Annotated in this window: 20 protein-coding genes and 2 pseudogenes; 1 reads left to right on the top strand and 21 read right to left on the bottom strand. The window is 40.3% G+C overall.

All coding sequences use genetic code 11. The features are described from left to right. Positions 1-393 precede the first annotated feature (393 nt). The 7 genes and pseudogenes from CDZ78_RS11265 to CDZ78_RS11235 all read right to left on the bottom strand — a co-directional run bounded on the left by CDZ78_RS11265 (position 394) and on the right by CDZ78_RS11235 (position 5,587). On the bottom strand, positions 394-1,353 hold the full coding sequence (locus CDZ78_RS11265; RefSeq protein WP_087870099.1) for a phospholipase D-like domain-containing protein: 960 nt from the start codon (positions 1,351-1,353) through the stop codon (positions 394-396). 340 nt (positions 1,354-1,693) lie between these two features. Next, the gene (locus tag CDZ78_RS11260; protein WP_087870098.1) at positions 1,694-2,722 is read right to left on the bottom strand and encodes a hypothetical protein; all 1,029 of its coding nucleotides are present in this window, start codon (positions 2,720-2,722) and stop codon (positions 1,694-1,696) included. A gap of 613 nt (positions 2,723-3,335) precedes the next feature. Next, positions 3,336-3,542 carry a cold-shock protein gene (locus CDZ78_RS11255; RefSeq protein ID WP_087870097.1) on the bottom strand — a complete coding sequence of 69 codons (207 nt, stop codon included), beginning with the start codon at positions 3,540-3,542 and terminating at the stop codon, positions 3,336-3,338. A gap of 115 nt (positions 3,543-3,657) precedes the next feature. Continuing rightward, a pseudogene (locus CDZ78_RS11250) lies at positions 3,658-3,972 on the bottom strand (IS6 family transposase); the annotation flags it as partial. Between the two features lie 226 nt (positions 3,973-4,198). Then, positions 4,199-4,405 carry a cold-shock protein gene (locus CDZ78_RS11245; RefSeq protein ID WP_087870097.1) on the bottom strand — a complete coding sequence of 69 codons (207 nt, stop codon included), beginning with the start codon at positions 4,403-4,405 and terminating at the stop codon, positions 4,199-4,201. A gap of 499 nt (positions 4,406-4,904) precedes the next feature. Continuing rightward, positions 4,905-5,219, bottom strand: a complete 315-nt coding sequence (locus CDZ78_RS21235) for a hypothetical protein (RefSeq protein ID WP_147889174.1) — start codon at positions 5,217-5,219, stop codon at positions 4,905-4,907. Between the two features lie 182 nt (positions 5,220-5,401). Then, positions 5,402-5,587: a hypothetical protein gene (locus CDZ78_RS11235; protein WP_140414010.1), complete on the bottom strand. Its 186-nt coding sequence runs from the start codon at positions 5,585-5,587 to the stop codon at positions 5,402-5,404. A gap of 64 nt (positions 5,588-5,651) precedes the next feature. Between CDZ78_RS11235 and CDZ78_RS11230 the strand changes: the two genes are divergently transcribed. Further along, entirely contained in the window at positions 5,652-5,921 is a 270-nt protein-coding gene (locus CDZ78_RS11230; RefSeq protein ID WP_087870094.1) for a nucleotidyl transferase AbiEii/AbiGii toxin family protein, read from the top strand. 42 nt (positions 5,922-5,963) lie between these two features. Here CDZ78_RS11230 and CDZ78_RS11225 read toward each other — a convergent pair whose 3' ends face one another. The 14 genes and pseudogenes from CDZ78_RS11225 to CDZ78_RS11165 form a co-directional block, all read right to left on the bottom strand. Beyond that, positions 5,964-7,130 (bottom strand): sialidase family protein, encoded by a 1,167-nt coding sequence (locus tag CDZ78_RS11225; RefSeq protein ID WP_087870093.1) that lies wholly within the window; start codon positions 7,128-7,130, stop codon positions 5,964-5,966. Positions 7,131-7,450: 320 nt separating this feature from the next. Beyond that, complete coding sequence (gene fusA / locus CDZ78_RS11220; protein ID WP_087870092.1) at positions 7,451-9,538, bottom strand: elongation factor G; 2,088 nt, start codon at positions 9,536-9,538, stop codon at positions 7,451-7,453. Between the two features lie 167 nt (positions 9,539-9,705). Beyond that, entirely contained in the window at positions 9,706-10,689 is a 984-nt protein-coding gene (gene mch, locus CDZ78_RS11215; RefSeq protein WP_087870091.1) for a methenyltetrahydromethanopterin cyclohydrolase, read from the bottom strand. A gap of 12 nt (positions 10,690-10,701) precedes the next feature. After that, positions 10,702-11,796 carry an ATP-grasp domain-containing protein gene (locus tag CDZ78_RS11210; RefSeq protein WP_087870090.1) on the bottom strand — a complete coding sequence of 365 codons (1,095 nt, stop codon included), beginning with the start codon at positions 11,794-11,796 and terminating at the stop codon, positions 10,702-10,704. A 6-nt stretch (positions 11,797-11,802) separates the two neighbouring features. Then, complete coding sequence (locus CDZ78_RS11205) at positions 11,803-12,795, bottom strand: beta-ribofuranosylaminobenzene 5'-phosphate synthase family protein (RefSeq protein ID WP_087870089.1); 993 nt, start codon at positions 12,793-12,795, stop codon at positions 11,803-11,805. 64 nt (positions 12,796-12,859) lie between these two features. Then, positions 12,860-13,525 (bottom strand): HAD family hydrolase, encoded by a 666-nt coding sequence (locus CDZ78_RS11200; protein WP_087870088.1) that lies wholly within the window; start codon positions 13,523-13,525, stop codon positions 12,860-12,862. Beyond that, positions 13,522-14,463, bottom strand: coding sequence for a nucleotidyltransferase domain-containing protein (locus CDZ78_RS11195; RefSeq protein ID WP_244559231.1), 942 nt, complete (start codon positions 14,461-14,463; stop codon positions 13,522-13,524). Before CDZ78_RS11195 ends, CDZ78_RS11200 begins: the two co-directional genes overlap by 4 nt. A 59-nt stretch (positions 14,464-14,522) precedes the next feature. Then, a complete protein-coding gene (gene ttcA / locus CDZ78_RS11190; RefSeq protein ID WP_087870086.1) occupies positions 14,523-15,380 on the bottom strand; it encodes a tRNA 2-thiocytidine(32) synthetase TtcA in 858 nt (285 codons plus the stop codon). A 167-nt stretch (positions 15,381-15,547) separates the two neighbouring features. Beyond that, entirely contained in the window at positions 15,548-16,771 is a 1,224-nt protein-coding gene (gene fabB, locus CDZ78_RS11185; RefSeq protein WP_087870085.1) for a beta-ketoacyl-ACP synthase I, read from the bottom strand. A gap of 10 nt (positions 16,772-16,781) precedes the next feature. After that, entirely contained in the window at positions 16,782-17,297 is a 516-nt protein-coding gene (gene fabA, locus CDZ78_RS11180) for a 3-hydroxyacyl-[acyl-carrier-protein] dehydratase FabA (RefSeq protein ID WP_087870100.1), read from the bottom strand. 171 nt (positions 17,298-17,468) lie between these two features. Then, positions 17,469-17,678, bottom strand: coding sequence for a hypothetical protein (locus CDZ78_RS24630; protein ID WP_507766558.1), 210 nt, complete (start codon positions 17,676-17,678; stop codon positions 17,469-17,471). Between the two features lie 125 nt (positions 17,679-17,803). Further along, positions 17,804-18,565, bottom strand: a complete 762-nt coding sequence (locus CDZ78_RS11175; protein WP_167374269.1) for a transglycosylase SLT domain-containing protein — start codon at positions 18,563-18,565, stop codon at positions 17,804-17,806. Positions 18,566-18,572: 7 nt separating this feature from the next. Further along, positions 18,573-18,947: a hypothetical protein gene (locus CDZ78_RS11170; protein WP_140414009.1), complete on the bottom strand. Its 375-nt coding sequence runs from the start codon at positions 18,945-18,947 to the stop codon at positions 18,573-18,575. 26 nt (positions 18,948-18,973) lie between these two features. Continuing rightward, positions 18,974-19,696: pseudogene (locus CDZ78_RS11165) on the bottom strand (hypothetical protein); the annotation flags it as partial.

The raw sequence follows: 19,696 nt of genomic DNA, 5'->3' as shown, positions 1-19,696 counted from the left end.
TCGCTTCCACAAAGGGTAACGTTCTGCTGATACGGCATTGTCCATGCTCTTATTGCAGTGATCAAAAATAAAGGCATTCAGTGTCTGGGATTCGTACATGAGAGTTTCCGATTATAAGGTTTATAAAACGGAAAATTATAAAAAAATGTTTTTCGTAATTGCAAGCTTTATTTTAGGTTTTTTGTTGTTTTTCCATGTGCTTATCCTGCGAAGAATTTTTAGGATTGATTAAAAATCTGGGAGTAGGACAAGATAATCGCATACCGCCTCTAAAATAAGGCATACTCTCTAAGTTTCTTAGCTATTGTTGCTTTCAATGGAAACACTGATGATAAACATGGCAAAACCACCTAAAATAAACCTCGATACACCAGCATTGTGTATTTCAGCTACTCAATAATTGGGAAACTTCAGTTTAGATATATCTGGTATTTTAATGGTATAACCATCATCTACAGATCCTTCGTTCCAATTTCCAGCAAAAGTGTATTGCTGTTTTTGCCAGTCAAATAACACTTGAATATCAAAAGATAATAATTCAGGTACCTGTAGACTTTCTTCTTCTAATAGCTCCGGCGAAGCAAAATTGTCAGCTGTCATTGATATAGGCTTCCCTACGGCTTGCTGCCAACTACCTGGCTCTTGCAAAATAAAACCAGCTTCAATATTGCTATTCACATCCCACTCATCCAAATTGCTATACAGGTTAGATCCAGGTGTGGTGAAGTTCCATGAACCAATCGCAAGCTTGCTGCCCAATTTCCATACCTTGGCATGACAGAGTTCGACGTTCTCATGACGAGTTGTTGGGTTGTCATAAAAATGAAGAGCTTTTTTATCAACTAATGAACTGAGTTCATCATTCCATGATGTACTAATGTACTGTCCCTGAACACGATCTGGAACCAGATGTACATGTAGGTCGTCAAGCTCGACTTCTTTTTTTAACTTAATAACGAATTTAGCAAGGTCTGTAGGCAAATAGGGTGTCCATACCATCAGGTCATGTGATCTTGAGTCAGCAAATAATTTATCTAGAAAAGTAGAGTCATCATCAAAACTATGTACAAACGACCATGTTTGGTCACTTGTTGGCAAACCTCTACGCTGAGGTAATCGCTCATCTATACCAATATTTTCTGTAATTATGTTGAAAAAATGGTTTACTGAGTTGTACTGTTCCTTTGTTTCAATCTCACGGAAAGTAAACACTTCCTGATTGCGCCCCCAGCCACTCAGTGTCAGGTTGGCGCTGCCACATCCTAGTATGCGCTTACCATGAATATCTTCCAGGTAAATTACTTTAGGGTGAAATTTACTTTCTTTAGAAAAGTCGTGTAGTAGAAACTCCATGCACTGGTATAGACGTGCGCTTATTCTGGTCAGCTTCCATAAAACGTAGGTCGCAGAATACCCGAAAGTCAATTTTTTTGTCATTTAGCGCTAATTGAAAATGCTCATAATCCAGCCGATTCTTTGGCGGGTCCATGTCCAACACTGCAGGTAGGAGATAACTTTCAATAAATTCAATATTGATGTTGAAACTAGTGAATCATGCGTAGCGTAGCTCTCCTAGTGACTCTAGTTGTTGATTGAATTCTCCCAGAAGTTTCATGTTAACTATCCCTCTACTACACCCTGGAAGCCACGCACCAATGATTTAAATTGAGGAAGATAATAGCTGTAATACCATTCACCAGGCGGCCAATCTTCCGTATCTGGCACCTGAAGTGGCCTTACGTGTACCTTTACCTGCCGCCCAGCGTTGTCTAGAGTCAAACCATGGCATTTGGCTGCGTTTAAGCATTAAATTATTATGATATTCGAGTAGCAGAGTGACTTGATCATCCAGTGTTGCTGTATCGGCTAGTTGCAGTAAGTTTTTCATACGCCTTCCAGCTGTACTGCCATTTATTACATTGTTAAGTGCAACATCACTTCGCAACAGATTAGCGCGTTGTGGCAAAGTGTGCTCGGTACGACCAAACTCCTGCCATTGAGTAATGACTTCGGTAAGGGGACGAGATTTTTTTGCTGTCAGTAGGGTAAACATAAGCATGATGTCAGATAAAAAAGGCTCTAGTGAGGCAATCTGAGTCATTTTCAAACGCTCTTCGTCAGACAATGTTTGTTTCAGTGCAGACTCGATTAAATTCTGCGGGTCGAGCTCCTTCGGTTTGTCGAGCTTCGCATTATTATCCAGTACCTGTAGTAGAGCCTTTGAGGCTCCATCATCTAGTCCTGTAACAGAAATCCAGTATTCCCGAGCATAGTTCCCTACAGCACCTGGTGATGAAAATGCGCTAGCGAAGTCTTTTCGAAGTACGTCCGGTACATCACTGAAACTGATGCTAGGACTGGGGCTTCTTTGGCTAAATAGGTCTTCTTTGAAATGCTCTATAAGGTTTTTTGCCAGTTTTTTCAGTTTCGACTGATTTGCAATAAATTGCTCAGCTTCCTGCCACAGTGATATAGCACTGGGAGAAGTGTAATGATAATGTTTGTCGAAATAACCTATTTCCATCATAGGTGTCTTGTATCGACCACTGACACCCAATCCAAGTTGACGGACCAATATTTGCCCTGCCTTTTTGTGCGTAAAGATAATTACAGGATCATTATCTGCATCTACCCATAAACGGCGTGCATTGCTGCTGCCTAAAACTCCGCTGCTATCTACTCCTTTGTGTTCTTCATTTTGTAGGATTGAATAGACAAACAAATTCTCCAGATAGAGTAAACATGCATATTTAAAGTTTAAGGTATCTTAAACTGCCATACTCGTGTAATAGTTCACGACTCAGTAGCACGCTCTCATCAGAAATTATGCGTCTAATAAGGTAATGGTTGAACAGGTTTAACGTGTAGTTGCGCACATCGTTGGAGATTGAATTAACACGATTCTGAAATATTTGGTGGCCATACGCAGACCAGATTACTAGCATCCCCATTGGGTCAATGTGAGATTCACCAGTCAGGCTGTCGTCATAGTCAGTTAGGTAACGATTCAAAAACATTTACTCGGTGTATTATTAATGATGAATAAGATTTACTTGAACTTGAACCTCAGTGACCGATGATTATTTGCTACCATTATATTTCTAAATCACAAATATAAATGGTCGCTTGTCAGCCATGAACAGACTTTGAAACTAACGATTAACAATTTTCAATTGAGACTGACCCTTTTGGGCCAACCCCTTGATTTTTTCTCGCGTTCGCTCTCCATGGCTGGCAACGCAAGATTCTTTTTGATAGGAAAATACTGCAATCTTGGGGAAAGCAACGCCTTGCTTCCCTCTAGATTGCCTTGATATCTGTCTTTTATTGGGTGTTTATAGCGGTTGTACTTTATTTGCACATGGCCCTTTTTGTCCCTGACCTACTTCATACTCAACTTCTTGGCCGTCATTTAGAGTTGCGTAGCTCCCTCCAGCCTGAATTTCTGAGTGATGAACAAATAGATCTTTACTTCCATCTTCTGGAGTTATAAAGCCAAAACCTTTATCCGCACTAAACCACTTAACTGTACCTTTACTCATATGTCATCTTCTTATTTAAAGGGTGAATATAATATTACTCTTTTCGCTATCACCATTACGAAAAGAGTTTTTAAATTTACAGAACAATTTGATATACAATTTTAGTATATTTTGCAGTGAGTAAAAAGTCAATGATGCTGCCTTCTTTATCAACTGCTCGATAAAAATATTTCCACTCCCCTTTGACTTTAATATAGGTTTCATCCATCCGCCACCGCCCACACACAGGACGCTTCTTTTTGTGAAATTCTTTCTCTAATTTAGGCGCATACGTGATAACCCAGCGGTTAAGTGTACTGTGGTCAACATGGTAGCCTCGTTCTTCCGCTATTTCTTCAAGATTGCGATAACTGAGTGGGTAAGCCAAGTACCATCTGACATTTAGGAGAATGATCTCTTTTTCAAAGTGGCGCCATTTAAAACTAAGCATTTGAGAGTTCCTAATATAGAAAATTAAACTTAATGATAGCAGATAACCTGGAAAAGTGAACTTTATGCGACAGAACCTTTTGGGCCAACCCCTTGATTTTTTCTCGCGTTCGCTCTCCATGGCTGGCAACGCAAGATTCTTTTTGATAGGAAAATACTGCAATCTTGGGGAAAGCAACGCCTTGCTTCCCTCTAGATTGCCTTGATATCTGTCTTTTATTGGGTGTTTATAGCGGTTGTACTTTATTTGCACATGGCCCTTTTTGTCCCTGACCTACTTCATACTCAACTTCTTGGCCGTCATTTAGAGTTGCGTAGCTCCCGCCAGCCTGAATTTCTGAGTGATGAACAAATAGATCTTTACTTCCATCTTCTGGAGTTATAAAGCCAAAACCTTTATCCGCACTAAACCACTTAACTGTACCTTTACTCATATGTCATCTTCTTATTTAAAGGGTGAATATAATATTACTCTTTTCGCTATCACCATTACGAAAAGAGTTTTCAAATTTACAGAACAATTTGATATACAATTTTAGTATATCTTCCCTACTTTGAGCTTTAGAATCAACGTATTTCTAAAACCAAGTAAGTTATCTAACTATACATTACCTTTAATGATCATGATACCTAGCTCTGAATATCATGAAAAATAAGAACTCTTAGCTCTTAGTCCGCTTATGGCTGACAAGCGATTGTTTATATTTCTGATTTAGAAGTATGCTGGAAGTTTATAGTCCTCAGTCACTTACTTACCGGCCTGCTACAGGTTACATCTAGGCTACTACTGATTATAAATGCTTTTTAGCTATACTCAACAGTAGCCCGTATGAAGCTTTAGCGTAAATACGGGAAATTAACACATCAAATGCCCCGTATTCCGCAAGCTTCATACGGGCTACAGTTTTATTTTTTTAGATTACTGTCAGAGTGTCAACGAGTTTTATTATTATAAAATTGAGTAATTTTTTCATTATATTGCTGCTCACTTAATACGCCACTGATGCCAACTTTATTATGCTGACTATCAAAAAAATAGCTTCTAGGTAACTCCCCGTACCAGCGACTATCAATAAGATAGCGTAATACCGGTGAATTATCTTCGGCAAATCCCCAGTGCTCAATTTCCTCCAGTTTGTTTTGCTTGATTATCTGACCCATTTCCTGATGGAACTCAGGCCCATCCACTGCAAGCATAATTAAATTTAATTCAGGCCTTTGCTGATGCAGCTTATGTATTAACTCCATCTCCGATAAGCAAGCCGTGCAAGTCACTGACCACAGAACTAATAGCAGAGGCTGCTCTTTATAATGATTTAAAATGTTCGAGTAGGAACCTTTATTAAACAATTTAATCTTAAAATTCTCGGCATAAAGCTGTGTGCTGAAAAACAAACTACAGATAAGTATTAATTTAACAATGCATTTCATTATTTGACCTCGATTAAATGATGCCCTTCCTGTTTAGTTAACCAGGAAACAAAAATATGCCCCTCATGCGCTAATAACTTTGGGTACCCTGTAGACGATGCACTGCTAAAAACTTTTTTTAACCACTTGCCATGTCTTGCCTCTATTCTTCGATTGCTGGCTATATAGGCTGGTTTCACTACCATTAAACCCTTTGGCGCAATTGAAATAAAAGAAAATATTAATTGGCCGCCCGATTTTAGTATAAAAATGAGCACTATAGGTTTTAAAGACGCGTATAGAACAACAGCACTCATACGTTTTCGAGATAAGCCCGCATTAGATATTCATGTGATAGCACCGCCTGCATTAGCGATCTTAAAGTTGATAGCCTGGAAAGAACGCAGGCACCAGCATAGCAAAGATGCGCTGGATTTAGTTTTTCTACTTACCGAATATATCAATGCTGACAACATAGAGCGAGTAAGTGCGGGGAGTCGCTATTTTTGCGAAAGCTTGTTTTGGGCATCCCAGTCATAGTTTCAATTTTACCATAAATAATTATTGGGAAACTTCAGTTCATTATTTGACCTCGATTAAATGATGCCCTTCCTGTTTAGTTAACCAGGAAACAAAAATATGCCCCTCATGCGCTAATAACTTTGGGTACCCTGTAGACGATGCACTGCTAAAAACTTTTTTAACCACTTGCCATGTCTTGCCTCTATTCTTCGATTGCTGGCTATATAGGCTGGTTTCACTACCATTAAACTCGGTCCAGACTAAAACAACCCGTTGTTGTGCAGCAATTACATCAGGGTGACTCGCTAAAAACTCACTATTCCCTAATGGCATTGGCTTTAAGACTGTCTCCCCATAATTATCTGTTTGTGCATAAAAAATACCCTGCCGCTTTTCTCCGAGTGAAAACCAGGTTAAATGACTTCTACCTTGTTTATCAATCGCCAAAGCCGGGCCATGCTCTGGACAGGCATCTATCACCCAGTGATCATCTGAAATTCGTTTAGCCGGCCCCCATTCCGTAGCATTTTTTTTACTCAGCATTACATGATCTCTTGCCCCATCAGCAAATGCCATGCGCAATAATAGCACTGGATTTCCATGTGCTGATAAGCTGATGGCTGTACGACAGCAACTACAAACAGAATGGGGGATTATTTCATTTTCAAATCCCCCTACCCCAATCGTTTTTGTTTGCGCATGATAGAGTGAAATAGAACCTGCTAACTTACTATTCTCTGCCTTATTACGGTTATCATGCCAGAAAAAGTGAATATTCCCTGCTCTGTCCAGTAGCATTTTATCCATATAATGCATATTAGTTGCCGCCTGATCACTGATTAAAACCGGTGCTGAAAAGGTTTTTCCCTGGTCATCTGAATAACTAAAGTAGCTGGTGGATTTTTGTTGCTCATCAGCATAATAAAGCACCAGAACACGGCCTGCCTTTGTGACTAAAATAGCGGGTGGGTTTTCAGGCCATGCGCTGATTTTCTGTGCTTGCTGATTGACTTTAACGGGGGAACTATACGTTCCCCCTAGATCCTTTGAGTAATCAATGTAAATAAAATCATTGGCGGGCAATAAGCGCCATAGTGTTCCATCTTGAGCAAAGCTAATGGCAAGGGTGTTTTTGATTATTTTGACAGGGAGCTTGTTATTATGTGCGGCATTGCTGGTCGGTACAAATACCAGTAATAATAAATAAATCGTCAGTATTTTTTTCATTAAACAAATCCCTTTTAGAAAACCGTAGAGTGGACTTTAGTCCGCAAGCCTGAAAACAACCCATTAACTTTGACCTCAGCTCAATAAAAGTAGATGCCTTACTAATTTATCAAGATAATAGAGTGAGAGCATAATGTACTGCTTCATACGTCAGCACCAAGCAATATTAATGCACTAATTTCGCGAGATCAGAAGTTCTGAACTTGCGGACTAAAGTCCGCTCTACGCAGAAACTTCCCCAAAACAAAAAAAGCCACCCGCTATTAACGGGTGGCTTTTTTCTACAAGCTATAAAGCGGGCTATACAAACCCATTTTTACTTATTTTTTAGCTTTCTCACGTTCTTGAACTTCTTTAATAACTTCTTCAGAAATGTTCTTAGGACATGGTAGGTAATGTGAGAATTCCATAGAGAATTGTCCACGACCTGATGTCATAGTCCGTAAGTCACCAATATAACCAAACATTTCACTTAAAGGCACTTCACCTTTAATACGAACGCCTGTTACACCTGCTTCTTGTCCCTGGATCATTCCACGACGACGGTTTAAATCACCAATCACATCACCCACATGATCTTCTGGTGTGAACACATCAACTTTCATGATAGGCTCAATCAGTTGAGGGCCCGCTTTAGGGATTGATTGACGATAGGCTGATCTTGCTGCAATTTCAAAAGCAACGGCTGATGAATCTACGGCGTGAAAACCACCATCCAATAAAGTAACTTTAAAATCTAAACAAGGAAAGCCCGCTAATACGCCGGTATCAACCATGCTTTTGAAACCTTTATCAACGGCTGGCCAGAATTCTCTAGGAACGTTACCACCTGTCACTTTGGATTCAAATACAAAACCTGAACCTGGCTCACCTGGCTCAATACGGTAATCAATTTTACCAAATTGACCCGAACCACCTGATTGCTTTTTATGCGTGTAGCTATCTTCAATCGTTTTAGTGATTGTTTCACGGTAGGCAACTTGTGGTTTACCCACTTCTACATCAATACCGTGTGTACGCTTTAGAATATCGACTTTAATATCTAAATGTAACTCACCCATTCCACGTAGAATCGTTTCACCTGAATCTTCATCCGTTTCAACACGGAAAGAAGGATCTTCGGCAACCATTTTACCGATCGCGATACCCATTTTCTCAGAGCCTGCTTTATCTTTAGGCGATACCGCAATTGAGATAACTGGATCTGGGAAGACCATAGGCTCTAGTGTTGCAGGGTTCTTAGGGTCACACAGGGTGTGCCCTGTTTGTACCTTTTTCATGCCCACAATCGCGATAATATCACCCGCTTGCGCGCTGTCTAACTCAATACGCTCATCGGCATGCATTTCTACCATACGACCGATACGCTCACTTTTACCTGTGTAACTGTTCATAATGGTATCGCCTTTATTCAATTTACCTGAATAAATACGTACGAAAGTTAATGCACCGTAACGGTCATCCATAATTTTGAATGCTAAGGCTCGGAATGGTTTATCGACATCTACAATCGCAAATTCGCCTGTTTCTTCACCCTCGTCATCCACTTCTGGCTGTGGCTTCACTTCAGTCGGTGATGGTAGGTAATCAATAACTGCATCCAATATTAATTGAATACCTTTATTTTTGAATGCTGAACCACAATAAGTCGGGAAGAAATCAAGGTTGATTGTTCCTTTACGGATACATGCCTTAATAGTTTCCATACTTGGCTCTTCACCTTCCAGGTATTTTCCCATCGCATCATCGTCTTGCTCAAGCGCAGTTTCGATTAATTTTTCACGCCACTCTTCAACTTGGTCAACCATATCAGCAGGAACATCTTGTACTTCATAGTTGGTTGGATCACCTGAACTATCCCATACCCATGCTTTACGCGTTAATAAATCAACGACACCAACGAAGTCATCCTCTGTACCGATAGGTAATACCATGACTAATGGATTAGCACCTAATACGTCTTCTACTTGCTTAACAACGCGGTAAAAATCAGCACCTAGACGATCTAGTTTGTTAACCAGAATAACCCGTGCAACTTCTGAGTCATTCGCATAACGCCAGTTAGTTTCTGATTGTGGCTCTACACCACCTGATCCACAAAATACACCGATACCACCATCGAGTACTTTTAACGAACGGTATACCTCAATAGTAAAATCAACGTGTCCCGGAGTATCAATAATATTAAAGCGGTGATCTTTCCAGAAACATGAAGTCGCAGCAGACTGGATAGTAATCCCACGCTCTTGCTCTTGTTCCATGAAATCTGTTGTCGCAGCACCATCATGTACTTCACCCAGCTTATGGATTTTACCCGTTAGCTTTAGGATGCGTTCCGTTGTTGTGGTTTTCCCCGCATCAACGTGCGCGAAAATACCGATATTTCTATAAAGAGATAAATCTGTCATTGTTGTACTCTAAAAACCTAGGTATAAAAACCCGTTAAAAATTGATAACAAAACCAATTTATGGAACAAAATCAGTAATACCAGATACTACTGCGCCCATGGATGAAAAACCGCCTATTCTACCCTAATTTACCCGTATAGGGATAGGGTATAAGCGTAATTTTATTTTATGCACCAAAAGATTGATTTAATAAGTCATTATCCAGCTTACCTGCACGAAAACTATTTCCTGATTCCACTGCTGTAACAATCACACTTGCTGGACTAAATAACATGCCGTCAATTTTGAAAAAATCATATTTTGCATCTTTAAACACTTGTGCAAATGGCTTACCATAATCTTTTGAAGTTGAGCTAGGTAATGCATTCGCTAATTTTTCTGCTTCTTCATCCGAACCTTTAACAAAAATATGCACCTGACCAGCAAATAAAATCGCATCATTGGTACGTCCCATCGCCTGTACAAAATCTGGATGCGGTGGGCAAAGAGGGGCACTACCCATACCATCTACAATATTTTCTAATGGAAAATGCAATTCATGCGCTTTATGCATTGCTACTTCCAGCACACGCCCTACTACTTGCACTCCACCCGCCAAACTACTGGTTGGTGTAACAATAATAATTAATTTATCGAAATCTACTGCACAGGCTTTAGCAATTTTTTCAACGATTTCTAGCGGTGGAATGGCATCATTTTCGATAACTAAAGTTGCTGTTGCTGCTTCATCTCTATAGTCCAGTTCTTTATAAAGATCCTCTACTGGTACAACCTGGCCTTCTTTTTCTTTTGTTGCCATTGCCCGAGCTGGTCCAGAGCCCAGTGCAAAATACTTTTCATGCGCTAGACTCCATCCTGCATATTGACTCCCTAAACAGGCCAGAACAGGGTTACTGGTATGCACATTAACCGTAATAGGCCAGTTATCAGTATAAGAACTATGCGCAAGAGAAACCGTACCCAGGCCACCTAGACAAATCTCAGTAATAATACGCCCAGCCTCAATCCCTCCAGGCACGTTAATACCCGCATCAATAATAGTGCAGCCATTGTCCAGTGTTTGTATGTCCAGTCTTAATTTATCCGCATTATCGATTAATTCCTGTACTAAAGGCCCTGTCAGCTTATTAACGCTCGCTGTGTATTCCATGATGTTGATTACCTATTTAATAATGTTTTCAATTTGTATTTCTCTAACCTTTAATTCGGCTAAAGTCTGTTGATCTGTTTTTCCACGCGCCATAATACTACAGATTGGCTGCCCAACCTGAATACATGACTTTAATTTTGGCCTGTCAAAACTCCATTCTGGCCATTCGATCCCGGGCTGAATTTTGCACGGCTGCTTTGCATAAACTATTTGTAGGGCACGGATAATTTTATCCTGTTCAGCTTCTATTTTCTGCCCAGTCAGATGCGCACTTAACAAATCCAGTTCAGGATAAAGCATCATACTCGCTGGTGGTCGAGGATTTATTTCCAGAAAATAACAGCTTGTACCATCATAAATAAAATCCAGACTTGCCAAGCCTTTTAAATGATAAAAACTAACTAGTTTTTTTATCCATTTACCTAGGCTTTTCTGTTGTTCTTCTGGCAGAAATTCATCGCGTATAATACCGGCAAAAGCAAAATCATCCTGAGCAAGCGTCCATTGCCGGTGAAAGCCAATCAATTCAAATTGTTCTCCATCGGAACAAAATAAGGCCGAACCAGCTTTGCCCTGACAAAACTTTTGATAATACTCATCACTAAGCGCTTGCCTATCACAGCTACGAATACCCAGGCCACCCACATGATTTACCGGCTTTATTAACCAGCCTACGCTATTTTCTGGCGGATGAAACTGCACTTCAGGGTAGCGTATACCTAGTGTATCTAGTTGTTTAAAAAATGTTTTTTTAGCATTCAAATGTTTAATGACAGAAACATCGTTACCCATGACACTAAAGCGCCCACTCAGGTATTCCAGGGTTTCAGGATGTATTTCTAGCCCACTGCCATAAATCAGCCATTGAACCTTATAGCTAAGCAAGCAACTTTCAACAGCTCCCGGAATAACCCCCAGAGATAAATTCTTTACCTGCCATACTTGCTCTGCAATGACCTCAGTATCCTGATCTGCGAAGAGATCAATAACTAACGGCATATAACCCGCAGACCGTGCTGCATTGGCTAGCATTCGTCCCGAATTAGCGATAACCAACACTCGCTGTAGAGCGGACTTTAGTCCGCTAGTCTTTCGCGGCTTTGACATGAGCGGCTAGTTGCGGACTAAAGTCCGCTCTACATCCTGCTCTACCAGCACTTCACCACCCGTATTTCGAACACTGACAACTAATACCGATAAATTCTCACAATGCGCATAATTCTGTTCGACTTGCTGTTTTAATTGCTCTGCCAACTGTGCGCCTTGAACAGCACAAAATCCGGTAGGCCCCCAGGAGGTCTGCCCTACTGCAACAGCCCCTTGATCTTGTAAAAATTGCATGGCCTCAGCAACCTCTTCACTGGTAAACACACCACCTTGAGCGCTAGCAAAATGCTCCCCGACGGAGTTTTGTAATTGCGTAATTACATCTCCAAATAAGCTAATATCGTTCTCAGCTAAAGCAGGCAAACCCTGCATCATCAGTAAATAACATAGCCGCGCCGCTTCCTGGTGCGAAAAAGGGGGGAGTTCTTTAAAAGCCTGTATTTCAGCATCACCATGTAAACCCTGGCCACGCTTGTCAAATACCAGAATAAAACGCCAATCATCAGGCACATTCATTCGAGAAATAACAGGTGGTGTTACTGTGTTTTCGCCACGGCCACCATCAACCACCAGCCCGCCTTGCTCAAAAATAGCAATGCCAATTCCCGAGCGTGTCCCGCGTGCTGTTAAGCTGGCAATATCACGTACATTAAGCCCTAACTGATAATACTCACTTAAAGCCAGGCCCAGGGCAATCGACATTTGCGTCCCCGAGCCTAAGCCCACATGCTCCGGGATACAAGAGCTAATTTCAAAATGCAGTTTATCCGACACATTTAGAGTTGCACACAACTGCTTGATGCTTTTTAACGCCCGCTCAGACGGCATTCCGCTTAGTGTTAATTGCTCAGCATAGCTAACAGAAATGCGGGTATTAATTTCATTCAATGCCACGCCAATGCTACCGAAATGTCGCCCTAATGATCCACTTAAATCAATAAAGCCCATATGTAAACGTGCGGGAGCGATAACTGTAATCTTTTTATGAGTGACTTTCAAAGGAATGTATACATTACTGGGAGCAAATAAAATTGAGCATTATACAGGATTGTTAATATATTTTTTATTTGCCCTGTAAAAGCAAAGATAGTTCACACAAGTCATTAAGCACTAGCCCCGCCAATGCTTGCATTTGTTCGTCTATCTCAGTTATAGAAGGAATTAATACTGAAAAGGCATTAGCATTTCTAGCCGCTAATAAACCTGTTAAAGAATCTTCAACAACCAGGCAGGATTGTATTGGTTGCTGTAATAAATCAGCTGCTCGCAGAAAAATATCCGCCGCTGGCTTGGGCTGCAGCACATGGTCACGGCAAACGATAACACTAAACAGGTCTTCTATCCCGGCATATCTTAAGCACTCACGAGCATTAAATTCAGGGCTATTGGTTGCCAGGCAGAATGGAGTCTGAGATTCTTCAAGTACTTGCAATAAATCATAAGCCCCCTTTTTAACAGCAATCCCTTCCTGCTCAGCTATCGTGCGCCAACGCTCACCACTTAACCTATAAAACTCAGTAAGAGGAAACGCCGCACCAAGATGCTCGGTAAACTTCTCTTCTACCTGAGCAAAGGACAGACCAGACATACTGGTACAAAAGGTTTTATTTATTGTATATCCCAATTCACTAGCCGCTTGTTGCCAGGCATGCACATAGGTGGTCTCGGTATCTAATATCAAGCCATCCATATCAAAAATAACGGCAATAAAGTCGGGAATCTGGCTCATAAATGTGCGACCACTTTAATATATTCTCCTTCTGCTTCTCGTGTTGAGCCTACAAGAATACGTGTCATTCCTGCACTGGAAACTTCTAGCTGCCCTGATACCTCGATAAACTCACCCTGCTCAGCCTGGCCTGTATAGGTTGCTGTATAACAAACTACCTCAGCGACATCCTGATGCTCAATAATAAATCTCGCCGGATAATCAAAGGCATATTGCGCATCAATAACCCTAGCGCGAATAATAATCGCCCCTTGTTTTTGATAACTTATGCTTTCTTGCTCTGCAGACCGCTCAATCAAGTTTAGATCATATTTTCTCTGCTGTATAAGTGCCTTATTATATTTTCTTTGCTCATGCCAGACATAGTCAGCGTAACTCAAATCACATGACCTACGCTGGTAGGAATCTAACCAGGCACTCTCATCCAGTTGCTGCAGTTTGTCTTCTACTATCAGCAGACGAATAAGCTCTCTAAGCTGGTAAAATGACTTTCTGCCATAAACAACTAAATCAATATCCGAATTTGAATTCTGCGCCCCTAGCAATAAAGAGCCTGTTACACCCAGATCATTAAGTTTAACTCCTTGTTCTTGAAATAGCTGACACAAATCAATAAAGTCCTGCTCAATCTTATCTGGATTGGGTTTAGCTAGAAGTAACTGCAATCGCTGCCTAGGCTGATGATGAATACTAATATCAGCCACTGAAACTGCGTGCAAATTAGCTGATTTCACTTGTGAATAAAACAAATACTGGGGGTACTGTATTTTTAATAATTGATTCGCCTGGCTGGTCGCCAATTTTTGCCATGAGATACCCAGCTTCTGATAACGCAAAAAACAAAGTACTTTGCCATTTTCCAGGCCCTGTTCTACAACGGCAAAAACAAGCCCTTCTTTAGTCTGAATAAAATCTTTTGCCTGAAAACAGCTAGTCACTTTGCGTCTCATTTATATAATACGGTAGAGCGGACTGAAGTCCGCTCTACATGAATATACTACTGTAAAATATCCAGCCCCGCGGAATCACTCTCAAATACGTCAGGTTTATCATTCCCTGGCACATCTAACTGTAAACCCGTGAAATCAAATAACTGAGTATCAGCTAATTGTGAAGGCGCTATATTTTGCAGACTGGAAAAAATACTTTCTACCCGTCCTGGCGTATTTTTATCCCAGTTTTCCAGCATTTTTTTCATTGCCAGCCTTTGTAAATTTTCCTGTGAACCACATAAATTACAAGGAATAATAGGAAACTGTTTAAAATCAGAATATTTCTCTATATCCTTCTCTTTACAATAAGCAAGTGGTCGAATCACCATGTTCTTCCCATCATCACTGAGTAACTTAGGTGGCATCGCCTTTAACTTTCCAGCAAAAAATATATTTAGGAAAAACGTTTCCAGAATATCATCGCGATGATGGCCTAATGCTATTTTTGTTATTCCCTGTTCTTGCGCATAGCCATATAATGAACCACGTCGCAATCGTGAGCACAGGCTACAGGTTGTTTGTCCTTCAGGGATTACACGTTTAACTACACTGTAAGTATCATTCTCAATAATATGATAGGCAACTCCCAGTTTCTCAAGGTATTCTGATAATACATGCTCAGGAAAACCTGGTTGTTTCTGGTCTAGATTAACTGCCAGAATATCAAAATGTATCGGTGCTGTTTTCTGTAAATGCAATAGAATATCTAGCAAAGTGTAAGAATCTTTGCCCCCTGACAAACAAACCATGATTTTATCGCCAGCTTCAATCATATTGAAGTCGGCAATCGCACTCCCTACATTTCTACGTAAACGTTTATGTAGTTTATTAAATTCAGTGCGTTCTTTTTTAGGATTAAGCATGTAAAAAATTCTTATTTATAACGACAAAAGGCGAGAGAGCGCTATTTTAGAAGCACTTTCTCGCCTTTTTTGTGTATTTGTTTAGACTAACATATAACTGTAGGGCGTGGCTTTAGCCCGCCTTTACTCTAAAAAGCGGGCTAAAGCCACGCTCTACATTATTTGATTTAGCCGTTATAGCGTTGAAAAATCAAAGATGCATTAGTACCACCGAAACCAAAACTATTCGACATCAGCGTATTTAACGTAACATTATCTTTACGCTCCGCAACAATTGGCATGCCTTCTGCCATAGGATCAAGCTGGGTAATATTAGCCGAGGCACTGATAAAATTATTCTGCATCATCAAGATAGAATAAATTGCCTCATTAACACCTGCTGCACCTAAAGCATGTCCTGTTAAAGATTTAGTTGAAGTAATAAAAGGCATTTTTTCCGGTGTAAATACTTCACGTAAAGCACCTATTTCACGCTCATCACCAACGGGCGTACTCGTGCCATGTGCATTCACATAATCTACTGTATCACCATGGATCGTAGCCATTGCTTGCTGCATACAACGAACTGCGCCTTCACCTGAGGGTTGAACCATATCATAACCATCAGAAGTAGCACCATAACCGGTTAGTTCAGCATAAATTTTAGCACCTCGTGCTTTTGCATGTCCCAGTTCTTCAAGGACTAATACACCGCCCCCACCTGAAATCACGAAGCCATCACGAGTTAAATCATAGGCCCGAGAAGCAGTCGTCGGTGCATCATTATATTTAGATGAGATGGCTCCCATGGCATCAAATAATACTGACATAGTCCAATGAACTTCTTCGCCTCCACCTGCAAAGACAACATCCTGCTTACCCATCTGAATCTGCTCCATTGCATTACCAATACAATGCGCACTCGTTGCACAAGCAGACGTTATCGAGTAATTAATCCCCTTTATCTTAAAAGGTGTCGCCAAACACGCAATATTGGTACTCGACATAGTACGCGGTACCATATAAGGCCCTACTCGCTTAAGTCCTTTTTCACGTAATATATCTGCTGCAGCCACTAAATTAGAAGTTGATGGTCCACCTGAGCCCATAATCAAACCAGTGCGAACATTAGAAACTTCATTCTCTTCCAGACCTGCATCGGTAATCGCCTGCTGCATGGCAATATAATTAAATGCTGCGCCATCACCCATAAAACGCTTAACTTTACGCTCGATAAAATCATCCAGATTTATATCAATCGCACCGCGCACATGACTACGAAAACCTAATTCTTTATAGTCTTCAGCAAAACTAATGCCTGACGTTCCTTCCTGTAAAGATGCAAGAACTTGTTCACTGTTATTTCCAATACTAGAAACAATCCCTAGTCCTGTTATAACTATTCTTTTCATATTCTGCCTCTTAGAAATCTGTTGTATTTGTAAATAAACCTACACGTAGGTCTTTAGCTGTGTAAATCACTTTACCATCAACTTCCATGGTTGCATCAGCTATCCCCATCACTAGTTTACGCATAATAACGCGCTTTAACTGAATGCGATAAGTCACTTTTTTAGCCGTAGGTAGAACCTGGCCTGTAAATTTAACTTCACCAACGCCTAGTGCTCGCCCTTTGCCAGGACCACCTTTCCAACCTAAATAAAAACCGACCAGTTGCCACATTGCATCCAGCCCTAAACACCCTGGCATTACAGGGTCGCCTTGAAAATGGCAATCAAAAAACCACAAATCCGGGTTAATATCTAACTCGGCAACCATCTCACCTTTATCAAATTCTCCACCTTCATCTGTGATAAGAGTAATTCGATCCATCATTAACATATTAGGCAGTGGTAACTTAGCATTACCAGGACCAAATAGGCCATTATGCCCTGATTCTAATAACTCTTCACGAGTATAGCTCTGCTGCTTTTGCATTCCCAATCCTGTTTCTTTTTTTATAATTATGTTCTCTAGTGGAAGCATTATACCTTGTATTAGTATAGATGGAGAATTTTATCATGTGTTCTTCCCCTAAAAATTAAGTGATTGCTCATAATTAATTTAACAATCTAAAAACCAGATAAGCACAGAGAAAGCAGTATTTTTTTAAAGCGTCTGCCGAGTTAAAGCACTAACTTCTATGCTAGCTTTAGGCTTTATATCTCGCATAAAATCACTCATTAATACTTCACCACTCTGCATGCGGCTTTGATAAATCAATGCATAAGTAAGCACTGCAGCGACATAAGCTCTTGTTTCCTTATAAGCTGAAGTTTCCCAATTATTGAGTAGCTGAAATACACAATGCTGGTGTATCGAGGTTTATTTTAGGTGGTTTTGCCATGTTTATAGCAAACCCCTACTTAATTCCCCTTAGGCAATAGCATTTGAAACGAATGAAAAGACTATTTTTTTCATATAGTTGTAGCATAGTTTCAATTTTACCATAAATAATTATTGGGAAACTTCAGCTTATAAGGTATCGTTTCTATCCAGATATCTGCCGCATACTCCCGATCAATTTTTAACCACTTATTTACATTATGCGGGCCTGCATTATAAGCCGCAGCGGCCAAGGCAAAATGCCCATCAAATTTATCTAGCATTTGCCGATAATAATAAGCACCAAATTTCAGGTTAACAGATGGCTGCAATAAAATTGACTTAGACCGCCAGGGATAGTTAATTTCCCTTGCTATCTGCCTTCCTGTTTTTGGCATAATTTGCATAAGCCCCATTGCACCAACTGGAGATCCTGCCGTCTCATCAAACATACTTTCCCTGCGTATCAACCCATATATGATAGCTGTATCCAGTTGCTGTTTGCTTGCATTTTCCTGAATTCCCTGCTCATACTCAATAGGAAATCGTAAAGCCACATCATCCCAGTATTTTGCCCGTGCAACCGTTAATATTGCCTGTTTATGCCATTTCCATTGCTGGGCTATTTTTGCTGCAGCCAATAAATCATTGCCTTTCAAGTTTCGCACCGCCTGCCACCAGAATTGCTGCGCTTCTTTATCCAGCTTCAGAGCACGAAACTCACTAATAATTAAAAAATCCTCTTGCAACAATAATCGTAATTTATTTTTCTCTTCCAGAATGATGGGTTTATTGACTAAAGCATAATCCTGTTGCAAATAATCAGCCGCCATAAAACCATAATAACTACGCTCTTTGGCAAGTTGCTTAAAAATAGCCAACCCCTTATCACGTTGACCGTTCTGTAAAAAAAGCTTTAGCTTGCCAATAGCGCCAGCGTTCCTTGGCTTTTTCATTAACCGTTAACTTATCTAATGCCTGTTGTACATGTGTCCAGTTTTGCTCACTTAAAGCCGCCCTCACCGCCCATATCCGAGTGGTAGCATCCAGTTGATTTAGCTGGCCAAAGTGAGCATAAGCCTGAGCGGATTTATTAAAGGCAAGCTGTAAAGCAATCGCACGCTGTATTTTATTAATCTGAGTATCAGTCAAATCAAATGATGACTTTTGAGCCCCCCATAATCCCATCGCATGCTCCACATCGGCGGGAATCAGCTTCTTCATGGCATAAACAACCATTTCAGCTTGGCCTGAATTTGACAAACCTTGAAAGAAATCTGTTTTATAAATTAATTCAGGTTTTTTGACGAGCCTAACCATGCTTCAGAATTTTTCCGCGTTTGTGCATTAGTTAGTTTTTTACTTAGATAAGTAGCCAGACTATATTGCCTGCCTTTAACCGCCAGCATAAATCGCTGCCAAATCAGCTTTTGCGTTAGAAATGAAGACTGGGTAAATTTTTCAAGTAATCGGTCACAGTCTTTTGGCAAAGAAGAACCTGTTAACCATATCTTCTGAGTTGCCGTTAAAGCTTTAGTCTTATAATTTCGTTGATACTCAGCCCAATTATAACGACACTGCATTTGCTTACTTTTAGAACGTTTATAATTAGCAACAAAAACATCCCACTTACCTTGCTTATAAAGATAATTGAGCCACTTTCTACGCAACTTACGTGTATAAAGTGATTGTTTTGAATTACTTAAATAATCTTGTATTTGTTTATCCTGATCTAAATGTAAACTTAACCACTGATAATTCAAATAAAAATATAAAGGATAAGATTCCAGCCCAGCGCTAAATGCCAGATAACCCTGCTCATCACCCGACTCAATCATTTGCTCGGCTAATAAAAAATCTCGACGCTGCTGCTCTTGCACACTTGCAAAACACCCCACTGAGTACATCAACAGCAATAAAACCAGTATTTTGTTAAACTTTACCAACATACTTCCTTCCTTAAGAATCTGAAGTTTCCCAATTATTGAGTAGCTGAAATACACAATGCTGGT

This window comes from Bathymodiolus platifrons methanotrophic gill symbiont, assembly GCF_002189065.1.
Lineage (GTDB): Bacteria > Pseudomonadota > Gammaproteobacteria > Methylococcales > Methylomonadaceae > Methyloprofundus.
This window is presented reverse-complemented; position numbering and strand designations above follow the sequence as displayed.